Raw genomic sequence first — 20,912 nt, forward strand, 5'->3', positions numbered from 1 at the left:
CTTGGGTCAGCGCATCGTCGGAATGACGAACGAACTGTCCGAATGCTCCAGGGCGCTGTCGGGCCACCGCGCCGTCACGGTCTTGGTCTTGGTCCAGAAGCGGACGCCCTCCATGCCGTGCTGGTTGATGTCGCCAAAGGCCGACCGCTTCCAGCCGCCGAAGGTGTGATAGGCGACCGGCACCGGGATCGGCACGTTGATGCCGACCATGCCCACATTGACCCGGGCGGCGAAATCCCGCGCGGCGCGGCCGTTCTGGGTGAAGATGGCGACGCCGTTGCCGTACTGGTGGTTCGACGGCAGGGCCAGGGCCTCCTCGAACGTCTCGGCACGGACGATCTGAAGCACCGGACCAAAGATCTCCTCCTGATAGGACGACATCTCGGGCTTCACATGGTCGAACAGCGACGGGCCGATGAAATAGCCCTTCTCGTGTCCTTGCAGGCTGAAGTCGCGGCCGTCGACGACCAGTTCGGCGCCTTCCTGCACCCCCTTCTCGATCCAGCCGGCGACGCGGTCGCGGTGCTGGGCCGTGACGACCGGGCCGTAATGAGCGCCGGCGTCGGTCGAGACGCCGACCCGCAGCGAGGGGATTTCGGCGACCATCCGTTCACGGAGTTCGTCCGCCGTCTTCTTGCCGACCGGCACGACCACCGGCAGGGCCATGCAGCGTTCGCCGGCCGAGCCATAGGCCGCGCCCGCCAGATCCTTGATGACCTGATCCATGTCCGCGTCAGGCAGGACGATGCCGTGGTTCTTGGCCCCGCCCATGGCCTGGACCCGCTTATGATTGGCGGCGCCGGTCTGATAGACATAATGGGCGATGTCGGACGAGCCGACGAAGCTGACGGCGTGGACCAGCGGGTGGGTCAGGATGGCGTCGACCGCCGTCTTGTCGCCGTGCACCACGTTCAGCACGCCATTGGGCGCCCCGGCCTCCAGCATCAGTTCGGCCAGCCGCACCGGCAGGGACGGATCCCGCTCGGACGGCTTCAGCACGAAGGTGTTGCCGACCGCGATGGCCACGCCGAACATCCACATCGGGATCATGCCGGGGAAGTTGAACGGGGTGATGCCCGCCACCACGCCCAGCGGCTGACGCATCGAATAGACGTCGATGCCGGGGCCGGCCCCTTGGGTGTATTCGCCCTTCAGCGCGTGGGGGATGCCGCAGGCGAATTCGATCACCTCCAGTCCGCGCTGGATGTCGCCTTTCGAGTCGGCGATGACCTTGCCGTGCTCGCTGGACAGCAGCTCGGCCAGCTCGTCCATCCGCGCCTCGACCAGGCGTTTGAAGTCGAACATGACGCGGGCGCGGCGCTGCGGATTGGTGCTGGCCCAGCCGTCGAAGGCGTTCTGCGCCGCCTGGACCGCCCGATCGACCTCGCTGACGCTGGCCAGCTGCACGCGGGCCTGGACCTCGCCGGTATTGGGATTGAAGACGTCGCCGAAACGACCGGACGCGCCGTCGAAAGCCGCGCCGTCGATGAAATGGTGAATGTCGCGCATGGTGATGTCCGCTTCTCTGTTGCCCAGAGCTACTGCCGCGCGCACAAGAGGGGAACTGCGTTTACGCACCTTCTGGAATGCAAATTTGCATGTTCGACTGGGATGATCTTCGTATTTTCCTCGCCGCCGCGAGAAGCGGATCACTTTCGTCCGCGTCAAAACGATTGGGCATCGACGCAGCGACCGTAGGACGCCGCATCGCCCGTCTTGAAACCAGCCTGAAGTCCACGTTGTTCATCAGGACCAAAAGCGGGCTGGAATTGACAGCGGCCGGGGCCCAGCTTCTTGAGACGGCGTGCAGCGCTGAGAAGGTGATGGAGAGCGGCGCGGCCGTCGGCAGACCGGACCTTGTCGCCGGGACCGTCCGCATCAGCGTCGCCGAAGGGTTTGGAACATCGGTCATTGCGCCTGAGTTGGCGGGCCTAAGACGTCAACGCCCGCATCTGAACATCGAACTGGCCGCCAGTTCAGGCTTCCTCTCTCTCAGCCGCAGAGAGGTGGACATGGCCATCACCCTGAGCGCGCCACCGACCCCGCGTGTCGTCGTGGAGCCGTTAGCGCCCTACCAACTCGGCCTCTACGCCGGTCACGAATATCTGGAGGCCCGTTCGCCTCCTGCGGTCGCCGAAGATCTGAGGCGCCACGAGATCATCGGCTACGTGGACGACCTGATCTACGCCCCTGAGCTTCGCTATCTCGACGAGGTTTTGCCCGGACTGCGCCCCTGTCTTGCGTCCTCGTCGATCCGGGCGCAGCGCGAGATCATCGCGAGCGGAGGCGGCATCGGCGTCCTACCCTGTTTCATGGCCCAAGGCCTGACGCGGGTTCTTCCGGATATCCGGCTAGAGCGTCGATTTTGGCTGAGTACGCACCAGGGGGTCCATGGGACGGCGCGGCTTTCGGCCGTGCGCGCCTGGATCAAGTCGATCTGCGAACTGAACCGCGAGAGACTGTCTCCACACGGTCTTTAAGGTCACGCCCCAACGGCGCCCCCCCCTGATCTTTGCGCCCCATGCCGGATTTTCCGAGCTGGAGAGGCGTGTCTGACGCGCGCCCAGGGCTTCGCGTCAGCGCTTTCTCGCACTGACGAGCAAGAGGCTGACAGAGAGGATCAGAAAGCCCCCGCCGAGGATCAGGGCTTGCGCCGACCCTGCGTCTTGAACGAGCAGCGCCGCACAAAGCGGGCCGAAGGCCGAGCCCAGCAATTGCGCCGCCCCGACCTGAAGCGCGGCGCGCCGGGTGGGATCGATTTCGATCATCCTCTGGGTCTGGATCGGCAGGGCGAACATCCAGAGGAACCCGAACACGGCCATGGCGGCCATGAAGACCGGGGGCGACGGCCGACTGGCCAGCACCAGCAGCACGGCGGCGTAGATCACGACGACCCCCAGCAGCACAGGCAGGCTTCGCCACCGTCCGCCCAGCGCCGTTGCGGCCGCCCCGCCCGCCACCTGAGCGCCCAGGGCGATCGATATGGTCAGGCCGGCGGCCTGGGGCGCCAGGCCGGATCGGGCCGCCAGCGGCTCCAGATAGACCCATGTGGCGACGATGAAGGCCATGAACAGGAAGATGGAGACCAGGCCGGCGACTGCGGCGGCGTTGATCGGCCCCTTCCCGCCGGGCGACGACGGCAGACGATCATATCGGCTCTGCCCGACGCCGGCGACCAGCGCCGCAAGGACCGACAGGCCGGTCAGGACCACGAGCGCGCCGTTGACGCCGAACCGAGGCACAACGAACAGCGCCAGGCCTGATGCGGCGACGAGTTGGCCCAGGGTCTGCGTCGTGGCGAAAACACCGGCCACCCTTTCGGGATTGTGGGCGCGGACGATCATATTGATCGTACCCCACAGCATCAGTCCTTCGAACACGCCCGCAACCGCGCGATCAGCGATGATCCACAAACCGGTCGCGCCGACGCCGGCCAGGGTGACCCCGGCGTGGGCCAGGGCGGCGAGGATCAGACGAAGACGAATGTGTTCGGCCTTCAGTCGGGCCGCCGCGAGGCCGCAAGTCAGCCCGAGCGTCAGCAACTCGACCATCGCCGTCAGGCCGATCTCCGCCTCAGTCAGACGACCTTCACGCAGAAGACCACCGAGGACCAGGGGCTGAAGCCCCGCGATCAAAAGAGCGATAACGCCGACCGTCAGGCTGGCCGCCGCGGCCCGTGTGGAGGTTTGGGTGCTGGCGACCGGCGGCGTCATTGTTGGCCATACTTTCGGAAAGCCTGGAGGATGCGCGCCATCTCCGCTTCATCCAGCAGTTTTGCGCCGCCCAGGGCCGCCGTTCCCCAGAAGACGGCCGCCTGCTCCTCCACCTCTTCCGCGATCAGCAGCGCGAGGTCGAGACCGGGCGCGACGACCACCTGGCCGTGGTTCGCCATCAGCGCCGCATACTGCCCGCCCAGGGTCTCGACGACGGCGTCCGCCAGCGCCTCTGACCCGAAGGTGGCGTAGGGCGCGACCGGAATGGAGCCGCCGCCTCCGACCGCGACCATATAGTGCAGGGGCGGTATGGGCGTGCCCGCGCAGGCCAGAATGGTGGCGTGGCGTGAATGGCAGTGGACGACGGCGGACGCATCCGGCCGCCGCTGCAACAGCCGCTGGTGCATCCGCCACTCGCTGGACGGCTTGAGCGCTCCGGCCGCAACCGAGCCGTCGGCGTCCACACGCACGATCATGTCAGCGGTCATGCGCAGGGGCGGCACGCCGCTGGGCGTCACCAGCATCGCATCGCCCAGCCGCGCCGAGACATTGCCGGATGTTCCGCGGTTCAGACCGCGGGCGTCCATCGCCTGCATGACGGCGACGATGCCGGCCCTCAGTTCCGCCTCATCGGGATGGGTCATTCGCTCACGGCCCTCGGCGACAGATTGCTCATCGCGGCCGTGACATCGTCCGCCGTCGTCAGAACGCCCAGCGTGCCGGCCCCTTGGGCCACCAGAGCGGCCGTGGCGCTGGCGAAACGACAGGCGTCCCGCGCAGAGAGACCTCGGTCGAGACCGGCGATAAAGCCTGCGCAGAAGGCGTCGCCGCAGCTGGTGGTGTCCACCGGACGGATATCATAGGCCGGCACGACGATGATCTCGTGGTCAAGACAGGCGACGGCGCCCCGCGCGCCAGCCTTGATAATGCAGGCGCCCGCCCCGCAGTCCACAAAGAACCGCGCCGCATCCGCCAGATCCCCACAGCCTGACAGCATGACGGCCTCGGTCGCGCTCGGCAGGAAATAGTCCACCGCCGGCAGAAGAAGCCGCAACTCCTCCATGGCGGTCGGTTGCGGCGCGATCAGGTCGCATGTGACGACGGCGCCGCTCGCGCGCGCCGACGCCAACAGTTGCGCCCCCGGTCCGCCGTCAAGCAGCGGGCCGCCGACCCCGGCGTAATGCAGAAAGCGCGTGTCGCCCGCAGCAGCGGACGTCGCCGCCGAGACCCCGGCGAAGACCCCGGCCCCCATGGCGTGAAAATTGGGGCGTTCCCCGCGCGAGTTCACGGCCAGCACCGTGGTCGAGGTCGGCAGGTTTGGCAGGGTTTCCAACAGAGACAGATCGACGCCCCGTTCTTCCAGCCCCAAACGCACCACCCTGCCCGCCAAATCTCCGCCGACCGCCGACGCCAGACGTGTTTGCACGCCCAGAACAGAGGCGATCAACGCCGTCCCTCCCGCCGTTCCGGCGGGTGCGACGACGATCCGTTCGACCAGGATGGTCCCCTCGTCCGCCGGCAGGGCGTCGATGGGCAGAGCCACCACATCGAGGGTCGTCAGTCCCACACATATCAAGCCGCTCGACATGGTCACACGCCCCTTCGCTCAGAGTGGCTGGATCGAATGGATGGCGTGGTGGGCCATCTGCAGCTTGGACACCGGCTCCAGGGGGCCGGCCGCCTTGAGAAGCTTGAAGCTCTCGTCCGCAACCTCCAGCGTGAAGTCGATGTCGGCCTCGGTCATCGCGGCCGAGAAGAACATGTTGTGCCAGGGGTGGAAGTAGACGCCGCGCCGGATCAGGGCGTTGCACCAGAAATAGCCCTTGGCCATGTCGGCATCCTCTTCGAACATGATCAAGGGCAGCTCTTCCGGCCCGGTCTGGCGAAGGGCGAAACCGTGCCGCCCTGCCGATTCGTCCAGCCCAGACCGCAGCCGCTTGCCCAGCGCCAGGTTTGTCTCGAGATAGTCTGTCTCACGAATGAGCTTGAGGGTCTCCAGCGCCGCCGCCATTGGCGCTGCAGAGAACCAGTAGGAGCCGGTGACATAGACGAAGGCCGCCGCGCCCCGCGCCTTCTCCGAACCCAGAAGCGCCGAGATGGGATGGCCGTTGGCGATCGCCTTGCCCCAGGTCGACAGATCCGGCTGAACCCCGACCAGCGACCAACTGCAATCCCGCGCCAGCCTGAACCCTGCACGAACGTCATCGACGATGAGCAGGGCGCCATGCTCATCGCACAACTCGCGCGCTCGCGTGGCATAGGCGGTCGTCGGTCGTTCCTGATCGACGAAGGTGTCGTGCTTGATCGGCGAGGCGAAGATGGCGGCCAGATCGGAACCGGCGGCGGCTACCGCCGCCTCCAGGCTTTCGACATCATTATAGTCGTAGAAGATTTGGTTGGCGCGATCCTCGGTCGTGACGCCGAGCGACAGCGGGGTGCACCAGGGCGCCGCGCCGTGATAGGCGCCGCGCGCACGAACGATGGTCTTCTTCTGGGTGTGATTGCGCGCCACCATCAGGGCCATGGTGGTGGCGTCGGTGCCGTTCTTGCAGAACATCGCCCAATCGGCGTGGGTCACCTGGGCGGTAAAGGCCTCGGCCAACTCAACCATCACTTCAGCAGGGCCGGTCAGGGTGTCGCCCTGGGACATCCGGCGCACATAGGCCTGGTCGATCGCCTCGACGCCATAGCCGAACAGGCTGGGGCCATAGCCGCAAAGATAATCGATGTAGCGATTGCCGTCGGCGTCCCAGAGATAGGCGCCCGCCCCTCTCGAGAAGAACTGGGGATAGTCGTCCGGCAGGAGCATGACCGACTGATGCCCGTACATGCCGCCTGGAATCACGGCTTCCGCACGCGCCCGCAGCGCCCGATCAGCCGTATTGGTCCACGTCATCGTATCCCCCGTGCAGAAAAGTAGTCTTCGCTATCTTTACGACGCGCCAGTTCGGCGTCAAGACAGCTCTCGAACAGGTGCGCGTATTTTCGGAATGGAACCCATGGACACGCCCGAACAGGAACTCGCCTCCATCCTCCAAGCCATGAAGGCCAGGACGTCGAGCGAGGGCCCGCCCGACGCCTCCGTCCGTATCGACCGTCTGGACCGTTGCATCGGCCTGCTGGTCGATCATCAGGACGCCTTGATCGACGCCATGGCCGGGGATTTCGGGACGCGGGCGAGAGAGGCCTCACGCCTGACCGACATCGCCGCCTCCATCGGCGCGCTGAAACATGCTCGCGCCCATGTCCGACGCTGGATGCGTCCCGAACGGGTTTCGACCACGCCTGCCCTGCTGGGTCTGTTCGCCGCCCGCGCGCGGGTCGAGGCGCAGCCCAAGGGCGTCGTCGGACTGATCGCGCCGTGGAACTTCCCCGTATTCCTGGTCTTCGGCCCCCTCGCCGGCATTCTGGCGGCGGGCAATCGCGCGATGATCAAGCCGTCCGAGCTGACCCCGCGGACGTCCGCCCTTTTGAAAACCCTGATCGAGGGCGCCTTCGCCCCCGATGAAGTCGTCGTCGTCACCGGCGGGTCGGAGGTCGGTCAGGCGTTCGCCGCGCAGGCGTTCGACCATCTGGTCTTCACCGGCGGCGCCCGCGTCGGCCGGATGGTGTTGGCGACCGCCGCCAAGACCCTGACGCCGGTCACGCTGGAGCTGGGCGGCAAATGCCCTGCCATCGTCTCGAGCGGCGCCGACCTAGGCGTGGCTGCGGCGCGGATCATGAACGGCAAGACGTTGAACGCCGGTCAGATCTGTCTCGCTCCAGACTATGCGCTGGTCCCGGCGGATCAGGTGGACGCCTTCGCCGACGCCGCGTCCGAGGCGGTTGCGGCCATGTTCCCCCAACTGACCGACAGTCCGGATTACGCCTCGATCATAGACGCGCGCAGTTTCAGTCGGCTTGCGGCCTATGTCGAAGACGCGCGCGCCAAGGGGGCGCGCATCGTCGAACTTCGCCCTGCGGGACAGCCGCCCGCCAGGCCGGAGACCCGCCGGTTCCCGCCGACCCTGATCCTGAACGCGACGCCCGAAATGGCGGTGATGCAAGAGGAGATCTTCGGCCCGATCCTGCCGGTCGTCGCCTACGACCAAATCGAGGACGCCGTGGCCCAGGTCAATTCTCGCGACGCCCCCCTCGCCCTCTACTGGTTCGGCTCAGACCGGCGCGAAAAGGATTTCGTCCTGTCCCACACGCGCAGCGGCGGCGTGACCATCAATGACGTCGTCTTCCACGTCGCTCAGGAAAACCTGCCGTTCGGCGGGGTCGGGCCGTCCGGATTCGGCGCCTACCAGGGGCGCGACGGCTTTCTGGAGTTCAGCCATCGCCGTTCGATCTACGAACAGGTCCGTATCGAACTCGGCCCCCTGCGCGATCTTCGCCCGCCGTTCGGTCCCGCGATCCGGAAATATCTGGATGGACGGATACGCCGTTAGGCCGGCGTGTCTTCGAAGGGAGGCCGCGCCTTGCCGCCTACGAAACGGGAGTAATAGAGGCAGACCATGCTGCAAACCTCCCGGGTCACCAGAGCCTCGTCGATATCGGGCTCCTCGAGCACCATTTCCGTCGCGGCGAACATCAGCTCCGTGGTGATCCGCGTCGCCGCATAGACCTCCTCGGTGCTTGAGTGCGGATGCTGTTCCAGCAGGCGTTCGGCCGTATGACGCGCCACCTTGTCGCGCGAAGCGATACGGATGTCCTGCAGCAGCGGCACCGCCCGCATGGCGCGCAGGATCCAGACTCCGCCGGGCATGTCGCGCGTGATCTGATTGACCGTTTCCTGAATACGGCGGTTCTGATCGATCGCCTCCTCGATGGTGTCCGCCTCGAGCCCGCCCCCCTCGATCCAGTCGAAAACCGCCTGATCCTGAGCCTCCATCAGCCGTCGTCCCAGTTCGCCGAGAATGGCGTACTTGTTGGGAAAATAACGATAGAGGGCCGGCGGCGTCAGGCCGGCCCGCTGGCAGACCAGGTTCGTCGACAACCGCTCAAACCCGACCTCCGCCAGCAGATCTCCGGCGACGGAGAGGATCATTTCGAAGGTGTGCTGAGAGCGGGCTTGAGACGGCTTGACCTTGGTGTCCAGCGACACCTCGACCGCGCCGACGCTCCTGTCCGCCTCCTTGTTACGCTTCGCCATGGGTTTGTTCGCAGGTCTGATGGGTCTGCTGCACTAGACCGGATGGCTCACAATGGCCATGCCCGCGGTCCGCACGGTCAGTATTTGTATTTCAGGAAAACCCCCAGGCTGCGCGGCGGGTTGTAGATCACCTGATCGACGCCCAGGCTATCGATCGCCGACGTGCTGACCACCCACTCCTCATCGAAGACGTTCCGGGCGAAGACCCCGGCTTCCAGGCCCGTTGCGCTGGCGCGCCAGCTGATCTGCCCCCCGGTGTTCCACACGCCGTCCTGCGACAGTCGCTCACGGTTGGAGTTGTCGAAATAGACCTTGGACGAATAGGTGGTGTTCAGATTGACCACCACCTCGTCGCCAGAGGCCAGCGGCCACGTATAGGTGGCGGAGGCGTTGAAGGTCACCTTGGGCGACTGGGGCAGCCAGTTCCCGCCATAGTCCTCGCCCTCCGAGACGAACTCATCATATTTGGCGTGCAGCAACGACACCCCGGCCGACAGATCGAGGTTGTCGATCGGGATCAGGCTGGCCTCGATTTCCGCTCCGTAGACCGTCGAGTTCCCGGCGTTGTCCAGCACCTGGACCGTCAGTCCGTTGCGCAGCACCTGGGCGAAAACCTGCTGGTCCTTGTAGTCATAGAAGAAGGCGGACGTATTCAGCCGCGCGCGCCGATCCCAGAACTGGCCCTTGAATCCGACCTCGTAGGCGTCGAGCTGTTCATTGTCGTAGGGTTCGAGCTGTTCGACCGTCGTGGCCAGGCCGCCGAAGAAGCCCCCGCTCTTAAAGCCGCGGTTATAGGTCGCGTAGAGGTTGGCCTCGTCGCTCAGTTCATACCGCAGCCCCAGCCGCCCGGACCAGGCCGAGAAGGTCTTGCTCGCCTGGTAGGTCAGAATGGTCGCCAGCCCATATTCGATCTCGCTGCGATAATCGAAATCGCGGTCGTCCGACGACCAGCGCAGGCCCGCCGTGCCGACCAGCTTGTCGCTGAACCGGTAGTCGGCCTGACCGAACAGGGCGTAGCTCTTGGTCTTCTGCGTATAGGGATAGCCGAAGACGCCGACGCTGTTCTCGGGACTTAGGCCCAGCGGATTGTCGGGTGTGACGAACAGCGGGCGCAGGTCGCGCAGCACGTCCTGGGTCGAGTTGTCCTTGATCGTCTCGTCCATGAAATAGGCGCCCAGCACCCATTTCAGATCGGCGGCGGGATCATTGCTTTGAAGGCGCAGTTCCTGGCTGAAGGCTTCGGACTCGGACCTGTAGTTGATTTCGATCATCCGCAACGGGCTGGCGTCCGTGTTCTCGAACGCGTTGCGCTTGGCGTTCTGATAGGCGGAGATGGCGACCAGATCCACGCCCCCCAGGGTCCAGTCCAACTGGATGGAGGCGCCGTTCAGCCGTACCTTGTCCTTGCCCGCTTCCGGACCATAGTCGCCGGCCCGGATGTCATTGTCCGTGTCGGCATAGCCCAATAGATCCGTACACATGCCGCTTGAGTAGGCGCCGGCCGCGCACAGACCGTCGGCGCCCGTCGCCTCGGCAGTGGCCGGAAACAGGGCGCGATGTTGCGGCGTGGTGGCGTCCCCGTGGTTCTCGAAATGATTGATCTGGGTCAGGACGCTGATGTCGCTGTTGGGCGTGTAGAGCAGCGACAGGCGACCGCCGTAATATTCGACGGCGTTCAGATCCTCGCCGGTGACGCGATCATGGGTGTCGCCGTCGCGGGACACATATTGGCCGGCCAGTCTGAAGGCGAGCACGTCATCGACGATCGGCCCGCCGAAGCCGCCTTCCAGATTGACCCCGTTGTCGCTGGCGTACTCGGTCCGGACGTCGCCCGCCCAGTCGAACGTCGGGCGGTTGGTCGTGATGTTGATCGCGCCGCCATTGGTGTTGCGGCCGTAAAGCGTGCCCTGCGGACCGCGCAGGACCTCGACCTGCGCCAGATCATAGAAGCCCGACATCTGCGCCAGGGGCGAGCCGATATAGACCCCGTCGACATAGATGCCGACGCCGCTCGACGCATTGGGATTGAAGTCGCTCAACCCCACGCCACGGATATAGATCTTGGGGCTGGCGGCGGCGTCTCCGCTGGAAACCCGCAGTCCGGGCGCCAGGTTGTTCAGCGCGAGGACGTTGTTGACGCCCTGTGTCTCGAGCGTTTCAGTGTTGAGAACACTGATGGAGACCGGCACATCCTGCAGCCGTTCGGATCGCTTCTGCGCCGTGACGACAATATCGTCCACTCTCGAAGCGGCGTCGTTCAGCGGCGGCTCGGTCTGAGCCAGGGCGCCCCCCGCGATCATGGAGACGATAGAGACGGTTGTCAGGAAAATGGTCTTCACGGCTAGGATCCCCAAACTGGCCTTGCGAAGCTGCTCGACAATCGTGTGACGATGAATAAGATAGTCAAGACTATTCTATATTCATCGCTATTATTTTTTGCGTACCGACGCGAATTCAACGCACAAGCGGCAGGCTCGCGAAGAGCCTCTGCGGGCGCCGCGATCTCAGCTGGACCGGGTATCGGGGTTTTGGCGCCGAAGACGGTCGAACTTCGAGACGCGCACTCAGCCAAAATTCTCTGAGCGCCTGATCAGGTGAAGCGGATCGCGCGCCGTTCCGTCACGGGCGAGGCCAGCGGACTGGGCATGATCGCGCGGCTCGAGCCGCCTGACAGCCCTCGTCCACAAGGCATGTCGAACGCAAGCAAACCCGCCCTCAGACAGCACTTCGCCAGCAACAACTACGTAGTTTTACTACAGGCCGGTAAGGTTATTGATTAAAAAAAGGCGATGTAGAAACGTACGTCACGATGTTTCGACACAAGAGCGTCGATTCGCGGGTGAACAAATTCAACAATGATATAACTCGTTGTAAAAACAACGATATAAACACCGGAGTCTGGCCAATGCACACTAAGAAGCGCCTGTGGCTTCTATCCGTAACACTCCTTATATTTGCTTCTCCTGCTATGGCGCAGATCACACCCGCCGGTCAGGCTGGTGCGGCCGATGCAGATGCGGCGGAGAGTTCTCGCCCGGCGAGCGCGCCCGCCAACAAGGAGTCCTTCTCCACCGGTGTGGCGAAGGCGCGCGACCAACTCGACAGCGCGACGTCGACCAGCATGTTGGACAGCGAGACGATCATCAATTTCGGGCTGCGCGACGTTCCAAACATGCTGCGCCTGATCCCCGGCGTTCGCACCGAAGCGAGTTCGGGCGAGGGATACGCGAATGTGACAATTCGCGGCCTGCCGCTCTCGGCGAACGGCGCAAAATATGTTCAGTTTCAAGAAGATGGCCTACCCGTCTTTGAATTCGGCGATATCGGTTGGGCGAGCAGTGACGAGTTCTTGAGGTCCGACCTCAATCTCGCCGGCGTGCAGGCGATCCGCGGCGGCTCGGCCTCTACCTTCGCGTCCAACTCACCGGGCGGCGTGATCAACCTGATTTCGAAGACCGGCGTCGCAGAGGGCGGCGCGATCGCCACGACGATCGGTCTCGATTTCGAACGCTATCGCCTGGACTTCGACTACGGCGGCAAGCTGTCAGACAGTTTGCGGATGCATATCGGCGGCTTTTATCGCGAAGGCGAAGGTCCGCGCGCGATAGGCCTCGAAGGTGAACGCGGCGGCCAGGTCAAGCTGAACATCACCAAGGAATTCAACGGCGGCTACATCCGCTTCTACGGAAAATATCTGGACGACCGCACCCCGGCGTACAGTGTCGCGCCGGTCGCCATCACCGGAAGCAACGCCAATCCGAAATATCGCGCCATCGCCGGCTTCGATCCGACGCACGACACGCTGATGTCGAAATATATGACCAACTTGCTGACGCTGGACAGCAACAATCAGCTGGCGAGCTATGATCTGACTGACGGCCAGCATCCGGTGGTCAAGTCGGTCGGCTTCGAGACGCAGTTTGATCTCGCCGGATGGACCATCACCAACCGCACCCGCTATTCCGACATCTCCGGCGGCTTTCGTAGCGCCGAGCAGGTCGTGATCAACACGGCCACGGCGGTCGCCACACAATATGGCGGCGCGGGCGCGACGTTGAGCTACGCCAACGGCCCCAACGCCGGTCAGGTCATTACCAATCCCTCGACGCTCAACGGCAATGGATTGCTGGTGCCGATCAATTTCGGCAATCTGGATTTCCGCAGCCTCGACAATTTCACCAATGACGCGCGCGCCAGCCGAACCTTTGCCCTGGGCAAGGCCGAACTCACGCTGACCGGAGGGTTCTACAAATCGCGCCAGGAAATCGACGTCGACTACCTCTTTGGATCCGTCCTGTCCGAAGTCAAAAGCGACGGCGAGGCGGCCTTGATCAACCTGACGAGAGCCAACGGAACGGCGGTTACTCAGAACGGCTACTATTCGTATGGGCCGGGGTTCGGCTCAGTCCGCCTGGGCCATTTGAGCATGAGGACCACCTATGATGTCGCCGCGCCCTACGGCTCTGCCAACATAAAGCTGGGCAAGCTTTCGTTGGGCGGCAGCCTTCGCTACGACTTCTTCGACGCCGAGGGGAGCTATCGCCGCGCGACCGGCTATTCATCGCTCGACGTGAACAACGACGGGACAGTGTCGGCGGCGGAAACGCGGGTTTCGCAGTTCGATCTGACGACCTCGTCCCCCCTCGATTATTCGACCGAATATCTCTCCTATTCGATGAGCGCGAACTATCGCGTTTCGCAAAACCTGTCCGGCTTTTTGCGCTATAGCCGGGGCGGTCGGGCAAATGCTGAACGCCTCGTCCGCAACAGCTTCGTCGATCTGACGACCGGCGAGCTGACCGACAGCAGCGCCGCCGTCGACATCGTCAAACAGCTCGAAGGCGGCGTAAAATACCGCAACAACGGGGTGACGCTGCAAATCACGGGCTTCTCCGCCAAGGCCGATGACACCAACGGGTTCCGCGGCTCGCCGTTCACCCGTACCTACGACACCAAGGGCTTCGAATTTGAGGGCGAGTTCCAGCGCGGGCCGTTCCGGCTCAACACCGGCGCAACCTATACCGACGCCGAGATTTCCGCTGACAATCTGACTCCGTCGAACATCGGGCATAGGCCCGGCCGCCAGCCGGACTGGATTTTCCAGGCGACGCCGCAGATCGCCACGAAAAACTTCAGCGTGGGCGCCGCCTTCATCGGAACGACCAGCAGCTACACCGATCCGTCCAACCAACTGCGTCAGCCGGGCTATATTACGACAGACGCGTTCGCGCGGTATAATCTCACCGACAGCATCACGGTTTCGGTCAATGCGAACAATCTGTTCGACGTGCTCGCGGTCACAGATGTGAACGACACGACGATCCCCGCCTCCGGCGTCGGATTGGCGCGCGTGCTGAACCCTCGCGCCATCTCCGCGACGTTGAGCTACTCGTTCTGAAGCGCTCCGCCGCCTGCGACGCCTCGGCGTCGCAGGCGGGTCGGATGCGACGCCCCGGTCTGGACAGAACCGGTGAGCGAATGACAGGTCGTGCGCCAGGGAGCGTCAGAGTGCGCCACCCCAACCCCGGATCGCGCCGCCCTTTGCGTTGATCCTCACGCGGCAACCGTCTGCCGCCAGACGACGTCGCCACGATTCTCGGCTGAACGCTCAAGCGTGCTGGAAATCGCCCGCCGCTACGTCACCGGCAAAGCCGTCGGAATGGGCATGATCGTCCCGGCTTCAAAAGACCCAGAACAGACAAGCCACTGTAAAACCCTCGGTAAAACCCGCGCAGCAACGCGCTCGCGGGGGCCTGAAAGCGGCTTAAATCCAGGGAGGGCGGATGGCTGGGGAACTAGGACTCGAACCTAGAATGACGGTACCAAAAACCGGAGTGTTACCATTACACCATTCCCCAGCAGGTCCGGCGACCGCTGCGCTCTCGCGCGGCGGAGGCGGTCAGATAGGCCAAACCGTTTTCGGATGCAACACCCTCTTTCAGGACTATTTTCGCCCCGTGCAAAGAAGGTGGAAATGGGTGCTTGCGGGGTCCGAAACCCATGGCTATAAGCCGCGTCCTCACTTCGGGGCGACGCCGCCAGGCCAGCCCCCACGGTCGGAGTGTGGCTCAGCCTGGTAGAGCACTGCGTTCGGGACGCAGGGGTCGGAGGTTCGAATCCTCTCACTCCGACCATCTTCTCTTTTTGCAAAATCCAATAATCGCCACCCTCGGGCTCGCCCCGAGGATGACAAAGCCTATGTGCGTGAGTCGTCGTTCGCCGCCGTCTCCCGCGCCAGCCGCGCCACCTCGTTCAGATGCGCCCCCACCGCCTCGATCGGCCGCCGACCCAGCGCCCCTCGCCGCGCCAGCAGGTCGGGCGAGCCGGCGTCGTAATCCGCCATCAGGGCCCGCACGAAGCCCCCGCCCTGCACCTCGGCCAGCACCTGGTCCATGGCCGCGCGCGAGGCGGCGTTGATCACGCGCGGTCCGGTCAGATAGGCCCCGTACTCCGCCGTGTTGGAAATCTTGGCGAAGGCGCCCGCTATGCCGCGCTCGTACATCAGGTCGGTGACCAGCTTGGCCTCATAGAAGCACTCGAACCAGGCCACCTCGGGCGGATAGCCGGCCTCGACCAGTTTCATGAAGGCCGAATCGATCAGTTCGGCGATGCCGCCGCACAGCACCACCTGTTCGCCGAACAGATCGCTCTCGCACTCGTCCCTCATCGTCGTCTCGAGGATCCCCTTGCGCCCGCACCCCAGGGCGGCCGCATAGGACAGGCCCAGGGCGTGGGCGGCGCCCGTGGCGTCCTGATGCACCCCGAACAGGCAGAAGACCCCCTCCCCGGCCTCGTACAGGTCGCGGATGCGCGGCCCGATCCCCTTGGGCGAGGCCAGGATCACGTCCAGGTCCGCGCGCGGCTCCACCAGGCCGAACCGCACCGACAGGCCGTGGGCGAAGACCAGGGCGGCGCCCGGCCGCACATTCGGCGCCAGCTCGTCGCGCCACAGGTCGCGATGCGCCTCGTCCGAGGTCATGACGGCGATCACGTCGGCGCCCGCCGCCGCCTCTGCGGCCGTCATCACGTCGAATCCATCGGCCTTGGCCCGTTCCCGCGTCTTCGACCCGGTCTTCAGGCCCACGACGATGTCGGTCACGCCCGAATCGCGCAGGTTCAGCGCATGGGTCCGCCCCTGGCTGCCGTAACCGATCATGGCCACGCGCTTGCCCCGAAGGATCGAAAGGTCGCAGTCGCGGTCATGGAAGACGGGCAACGGATTGGCTAGGATCTGGGTCATGACCGCCTTCATAGCCCCATCCGACGTCGTCGCCTTCTGGAAAGCGGCCGGTCCCGACAAGTGGTTCGCCAAGGACGAAGCGTTCGACGCCGAGTTTCGCGCGCGAGGCCATGACCTGCACTGGTCCGCCGCCCGGCGCGAACGTGACGACTGGATCGACACAGCGGACACCGCCCTCGCCCTTCTGATCCTGCTGGACCAGTATCCGCGCAACAGCTTCCGCGGCACGGCGCATCAGTTCGCCACCGACCCCCTGGCCCTGATGTTCGCGAACCAGGCCGTGGCGCGCGGCCTCCATCTTCAGGTCGCCCCCGAGCTGAAGAACTTCCTCCTCCTCCCCTTCGAACATTCCGAACGGATCGAGGATCAGGACCGCTACATGGCCCTGGTCGCCGGCGACGCCGAGCTGGAGAAATGGGGCCGCCTCCACCGCGACATCATCGTCCGCTTCGGCCGCTTCCCCCACCGCAACCCCGCCCTGGGCCGCACCACCACGCCCGAGGAGCAGGCCTTCCTCGACGAAGGCGGCTTCGGCGGCTGACTTCTCACCTCCCCGTTCGCGAAGGCGAACGGGGAGGACCGGCGATCGCGTCAGCGAGCGCCAGGAGGGGGCGACTCGGTGTCAGACGCTGACGCGGTCATCCCCACCGCCTGAGTCGCCCCCGCCTGGTCGCAAGCGCGACCGGTCCTCCCCCCGCGCCTTCGCGCGCGGAGAGGTGAGCCAGCGCGCACAATGACGCTGGTCTGAATCGCATAATTTCAACGCCCTACAAGAATCTCGCCCCGACTTCCGCGCCATAGAAGCCGGCGCCCTTATCCTCTCCTCATCCCCGCCGATGGGGAGGGCGTCGGATCCAGCGCCCTGACGGCGGCGGGGCTGTGGTCGAGCGATGAAGCCGGTGGGGAGGAGACCGCCGGGGTCCTTAGGGGCGGCGATGGATGCCGTCTCCTGCTCGCCGCACGCCTAGGAAAGCGGACCGCTGTCGACCTTCGTCGGCATGTCCGCCCCGGCGAAGCCGTCGCAAGGCGGCCCGCCGATCCGGCAAGGCTCTAAAAGGAGGGCCGCCAGCCGGAGTGCGTGTGGAAAACGACCGCGTGGGACGACGACTGCGCCGAAACGGTACTTAAAACTCCAAAACCCGGGTGCAGACCCGGCGTCCCACGCCCTCCCCGAACTTCGCTGCGAAAACGGCGAGGACAAAGCCGATTCACCCGCAACGGAATCTCACCTACAACTGTCCCATGGCTCCGCTTCGTCCCGACACCCTGGCCTCCGCCCTGTCGCGCATCTTCGAGGGGCCGATGATCGATCGCGCCAGCTGGTTCGCCCTGACGGGGGGCGAGCGGCTGTTCGCGGCGGGGGATCCGTCCGACACCCTCTATCTGGTCCGGTCGGGCCGATTGGGCGTCTTCCATAGCGAACAGGATCAGCCGCCCCGGCTTCTGGGCGTGGTCCGCCCCGGCGAGCCGGTCGGTGAAATGGCCATGCTGGCCGGCACGCCGCACACCGCCGACGTCGTCGCCCTGCGCGACACCGAGATTCTGGCCCTGCCGCGCGAGGCCTTCTTCGAGGCCGCCCGGTCCGAACCGGACCTGATGGTCGAACTGTCGCGACTGATGATCCACCGCGCCCGCGAGCGCGCCGGGGGCGCCGCCGAACCCAGCGTCTTCGGCTTCGTCTCCGCCCGCCCCCGCCCGATCCGCGCCTTCGTCGAACGAATCGCCGCCGCGGTCCAGGCCATGGGCTTCACCTGCCGGGTCATCGACCAGTCGGCCCTGACCTCGGCCGCCGAATGGTTCAGCCGGGTCGAGGACGATCACGACTATGTCCTCTATGTCGCCGAACTGGACCAGCCCGCCTGGGCCGAGCTTTGCGCCCGCCAGGTGGACCGGCTGTTCATCGTCGGCAGCGGCCTGCTGGCCCCGCCGTCCGATCTGCCGCGCCGGATGGGCTTCGGCGACGACCGGCGCCTGACGGACCTGATCCTGCTGCGCGATCCGCGCATGAACCGGCCCGCCAACACCCGCGTCTGGCTGGACGCGCTGCAACCCGACCGCTGGTTCCACTGCGTCTCGGGGGTCGAGGCCGACACCGCCCGCATGGCCCGCGTCATCACCGGAACGGCCGTGGGTCTGGTCCTGTCGGGCGGCGGCGCGCGCGCCTATTGCCACATGGGGGCGGTCAAGGCGCTGGAAGAGGCCAAGGTGCCCATCGACTTCGTCGGCGGCGCCTCCATGGGGGCGGTCGTGGCGGCCGGACCGGCCATGGGCTGGTCGTTCGAGCGGCTGGATTACGAGGTCCGCCGCGCCTTCGTCGAATCCGACCCCCTGTCCGACCTGGCCTTCCCCATCATCGCCATGTCCCGCGCCCGCAAGGTGGCCCGCCTGCTGGAGCGCGCCTATGGCGACACGGACTTGGCCGATCTCTGCCTGCCCTTCTTCGCCGTCTCCTCCAACCTGACCTCGGGCCGGATCGAGGTGCATCGCACCGGCCTGATGCGCCGGGCCATGCGGGCGTCCATCGCCATTCCCGGCGTCCTGCCGCCCGTGGTCATGGACGGCCAGGTGCTGGTGGACGGGGCCGTGCTGAAGAACTTCCCGACCAGCGTGATGCGCCAGCTGAACAGCGGCCCCATCATCGGCGTGGACATGTCCCAGACGCGCGGCGTCGATCCGGCGGGGCTGGAAAATCCCCCCTCCTGGTGGAAATGGGTGCTGTCGGGCGCCTGGAAGGCCGGCCCGCCCATCGTCTCCATCCTGATGCGTTCAGCGACCATCACCACCGACGCCGAGATGGAGCAGTCGCGCGCCGCCGCAGACGTCCTGATCCTGCCGCGCACCGGCGGAACCGACATCCGCGACTGGAAGGCCTATGACGAGCCGGTCGCCTCAGGCTACGAGGCGACCCGGGCGGCCCTGGCCGACCTGACCGTCCCGATCACCCACCTGCGGCGCAGGCTGCGCGATCACTAGAACCCTCCGCTCATCCCCGCGAATGAGCGGACTCGGAGGCTTAGAGCGGGGCGCAGACCCGCTCCAGCCAGGCCCGCACCTCGCCCTCGACCAAGGGCCCGACCTTGGCCAGGGTCTCGGCGTGATAGGCGTCCACATAGGCCCGCTCGTCCGGGGTCAGCAGATCGACCGCGATCAGCTTGCGGTCGATGGGCGCAAAGGTCAGCTGTTCGAACCCGTGCATCGGCCGCTCGCCGCCCTCGGGAACCACGGCCGGCGTCACCACCTGCAGGGTCTCGATACGGATGCCCCAATGGCCCTCGCGGTAATAGCCGGGCTCGTTGGACAGGATCATCCCCTCCAGCAACGGCTGGCTGGTGCCCCATTTGGCGATCCGTTGCGGTCCCTCGTGAACCCCCAGATAGGATCCGACGCCGTGGCCGGTGCCGTGATCATAATCCAGCCCCGCCGCCCATATCGGCGCTCGCGCAATGGCGTCCAGAGCCATGCCGCTGGTCCCCGCCGGGAAGCGGACGGTCGCCATGGCGATATGGGCCTTCAGCACCAGGGTGAACTTGTGACGCTGATCCGCCGTCGGCTCGCCCACCGCCATGGTGCGGGTCACGTCGGTCGTCCCGTCCAGATACTGGCCGCCGCCGTCCACCAGCAGCAGGGAGCCGTTCTCGATCTTGCGGATCTTGGCGCCGACCGGCTTGTAATGCGGCAGGGCGCCGTTCGGGCCGGCCCCGGCGATGGTGTCGAAGCTCAGGTCCTTCAGCGCCCCGGTCGCCTCGCGGAACCGCTCCAGCGTCTCCACCACCTCGCGCTCGTCCGGCAGGGTCTGCTGCGCCGTCGTATCGACCCAGTGCAGGAAGTTGGCCAGGGCGGCGCCGTCGCGGATATGGGCCCGGCGGCTGCCCTCGATCTCGACCGCATTCTTGGTCGCACGAGGCAGGGCGCAGGGGTCCGCCGCCCGCACCACCGTCGCCCCCGCCTGCTCCAGCCGGTCGAAATACCAGGCGGACGACAGGGCCGGATCGATCATCACCTTCCGACCCGCCAGACCGTCCAGCGCCTCGGCCAGCCGTTCGGGCGCCTCCAGCTGGACGTCGTCGCCCAGCCAGGCCGGCAGTTCATTCGTCACCTTGGCCCCGTCCAGGAACAGCCGCGCCCTGCCGTCGGCCTCCAGCACGGCCTGGCCGATGGGCAGGGGCGAACGGATCACGTCACCGCCGCGTACATTGAACAGCCAGGCGATGGACATGGGCGCGGTCAGAACCACGGCGTCGGCGCCGGCGTCCGCCACGGCCTGACCGATCCGCGCCCGCTTCGCCGCATGGGCCTCGCCGGAATAGACGTCCTCGTGCGGCGTGACCGGCGCGGTCGGCTGGGCCGGACGCTCCGCGCCCCAGGCCAGGTCCAGCGGATTGACCTCGACCGGATTCAACTCGGCCCCGGCCTTCTGCGCCGCCCGCTTCAGGGCGACCAGGGCGTCCGGGCTGTGCAGCTTCGGATCATAGCCGATCACCTGGCCGGGCTTCGCCGTCTCCAGATAGGCGGCGACGTCGTTCAGGTCGCGCCGTTCGAACAGGGCCGGATCGGTCTGGGCCTTGACCTGCACCGTATAGCGGCCGTCGGTGAACATGCTGGCCCGGTCCTGAAACACCACCGCCGCCCCGGCCGAGCCGGTGAAGCCGGTGGCCCAGGCCAGCCGCTCGTTGGCGTCGGGCAGATACTCGTTCTGGTGCTCGTCCTCGTGCGGGATCAGGAAGCCGTCCAGCCCCTGCTTGGCCATCTCGGCGCGCAGCAGCGGCAGGTGTTTGGCCCCAAAGGACGGATCGGTGGTCTCATCAAAGGTCTGGCGCATCGT

14 protein-coding genes and 2 tRNA genes are annotated in these 20,912 nt (G+C 65.7%); 6 read left to right on the top strand and 10 right to left on the bottom strand.

Annotation, left to right across the window (positions count from 1 at the left end; all coding sequences use genetic code 11):
• Positions 1 to 6: 6 nt before the first annotated feature.
• Positions 7 to 1,509, bottom strand: a complete 1,503-nt coding sequence (locus ACW177_RS10460) for a CoA-acylating methylmalonate-semialdehyde dehydrogenase (protein ID WP_492025659.1) — start codon at positions 1,507 to 1,509, stop codon at positions 7 to 9.
• Between the two features lie 89 nt (positions 1,510 to 1,598).
• Between ACW177_RS10460 and ACW177_RS10465 the strand changes: the two genes are divergently transcribed.
• Positions 1,599 to 2,480: a LysR family transcriptional regulator gene (locus ACW177_RS10465; protein ID WP_492025660.1), complete on the top strand. Its 882-nt coding sequence runs from the start codon at positions 1,599 to 1,601 to the stop codon at positions 2,478 to 2,480.
• 96 nt (positions 2,481 to 2,576) lie between these two features.
• Here the strand turns inward: ACW177_RS10465 and ACW177_RS10470 are convergent, their stop codons facing one another.
• Genes ACW177_RS10470 through ACW177_RS10485 form a run of 4 tightly spaced genes read right to left on the bottom strand, consistent with a single transcriptional unit; the run spans position 2,577 to position 6,609 of the window.
• Positions 2,577 to 3,713 (bottom strand): MFS transporter, encoded by a 1,137-nt coding sequence (locus ACW177_RS10470; protein ID WP_492025661.1) that lies wholly within the window; start codon positions 3,711 to 3,713, stop codon positions 2,577 to 2,579.
• Entirely contained in the window at positions 3,710 to 4,357 is a 648-nt protein-coding gene (locus ACW177_RS10475) for a class II aldolase/adducin family protein (protein WP_492025662.1), read from the bottom strand. The genes ACW177_RS10470 and ACW177_RS10475 overlap by 4 nt, the downstream gene beginning before the upstream one ends.
• The gene (locus tag ACW177_RS10480) at positions 4,354 to 5,280 is read right to left on the bottom strand and encodes a carbohydrate kinase family protein (protein WP_492025663.1); all 927 of its coding nucleotides are present in this window, start codon (positions 5,278 to 5,280) and stop codon (positions 4,354 to 4,356) included. The genes ACW177_RS10475 and ACW177_RS10480 overlap by 4 nt, the downstream gene beginning before the upstream one ends.
• Positions 5,281 to 5,319: 39 nt before the next feature.
• Positions 5,320 to 6,609: an aminotransferase class III-fold pyridoxal phosphate-dependent enzyme gene (locus ACW177_RS10485; protein ID WP_492025664.1), complete on the bottom strand. Its 1,290-nt coding sequence runs from the start codon at positions 6,607 to 6,609 to the stop codon at positions 5,320 to 5,322.
• 94 nt (positions 6,610 to 6,703) lie between these two features.
• On the opposite strand from ACW177_RS10485, the gene ACW177_RS10490 reads away from it, so the two are divergent.
• Positions 6,704 to 8,146, top strand: a complete 1,443-nt coding sequence (locus ACW177_RS10490) for a coniferyl aldehyde dehydrogenase (RefSeq protein WP_492025665.1) — start codon at positions 6,704 to 6,706, stop codon at positions 8,144 to 8,146.
• Here ACW177_RS10490 and ACW177_RS10495 read toward each other — a convergent pair.
• Both ACW177_RS10495 and ACW177_RS10500 read right to left on the bottom strand, forming a co-directional pair.
• Positions 8,143 to 8,850: a TetR/AcrR family transcriptional regulator gene (locus ACW177_RS10495; protein WP_492025666.1), complete on the bottom strand. Its 708-nt coding sequence runs from the start codon at positions 8,848 to 8,850 to the stop codon at positions 8,143 to 8,145. The genes ACW177_RS10490 and ACW177_RS10495 overlap by 4 nt on opposite strands.
• Positions 8,851 to 8,927: 77 nt before the next feature.
• Complete coding sequence (locus ACW177_RS10500) at positions 8,928 to 11,189, bottom strand: TonB-dependent receptor (protein WP_492025667.1); 2,262 nt, start codon at positions 11,187 to 11,189, stop codon at positions 8,928 to 8,930.
• Between the two features lie 629 nt (positions 11,190 to 11,818).
• Here ACW177_RS10500 and ACW177_RS10505 point away from each other — a divergent pair.
• Entirely contained in the window at positions 11,819 to 14,248 is a 2,430-nt protein-coding gene (locus ACW177_RS10505) for a TonB-dependent receptor domain-containing protein (RefSeq protein WP_492025668.1), read from the top strand.
• A 386-nt stretch (positions 14,249 to 14,634) separates the two neighbouring features.
• On the opposite strand, the gene ACW177_RS10510 is transcribed toward ACW177_RS10505, so the two are convergent.
• Positions 14,635 to 14,708, bottom strand: a tRNA-Gln gene (locus ACW177_RS10510).
• A 199-nt stretch (positions 14,709 to 14,907) separates the two neighbouring features.
• Here ACW177_RS10510 and ACW177_RS10515 point away from each other — a divergent pair.
• Positions 14,908 to 14,984 (top strand) — tRNA-Pro (locus tag ACW177_RS10515).
• 62 nt (positions 14,985 to 15,046) lie between these two features.
• Here ACW177_RS10515 and ilvC read toward each other — a convergent pair.
• Complete coding sequence (gene ilvC / locus ACW177_RS10520) at positions 15,047 to 16,090, bottom strand: ketol-acid reductoisomerase (protein WP_492025669.1); 1,044 nt, start codon at positions 16,088 to 16,090, stop codon at positions 15,047 to 15,049.
• Between ilvC and ACW177_RS10525 the strand changes: the two genes are divergently transcribed.
• Both ACW177_RS10525 and ACW177_RS10530 read left to right on the top strand, forming a co-directional pair.
• Positions 16,089 to 16,631, top strand: a complete 543-nt coding sequence (locus ACW177_RS10525) for a DUF924 family protein (protein ID WP_492025670.1) — start codon at positions 16,089 to 16,091, stop codon at positions 16,629 to 16,631. The two genes, ilvC and ACW177_RS10525, sit on opposite strands and share 2 nt — an antisense overlap.
• A 701-nt stretch (positions 16,632 to 17,332) precedes the next feature.
• Positions 17,333 to 19,063, top strand: a complete 1,731-nt coding sequence (locus ACW177_RS10530) for a patatin-like phospholipase family protein (RefSeq protein ID WP_492025671.1) — start codon at positions 17,333 to 17,335, stop codon at positions 19,061 to 19,063.
• A 40-nt stretch (positions 19,064 to 19,103) separates the two neighbouring features.
• Here ACW177_RS10530 and ACW177_RS10535 read toward each other — a convergent pair whose 3' ends face one another.
• A complete protein-coding gene (locus ACW177_RS10535; RefSeq protein ID WP_492025672.1) occupies positions 19,104 to 20,909 on the bottom strand; it encodes an aminopeptidase P family protein in 1,806 nt (601 codons plus the stop codon).
• Positions 20,910 to 20,912 lie beyond the last annotated feature (3 nt).

This window comes from Brevundimonas sp. AVps23W (assembly GCF_058681395.1).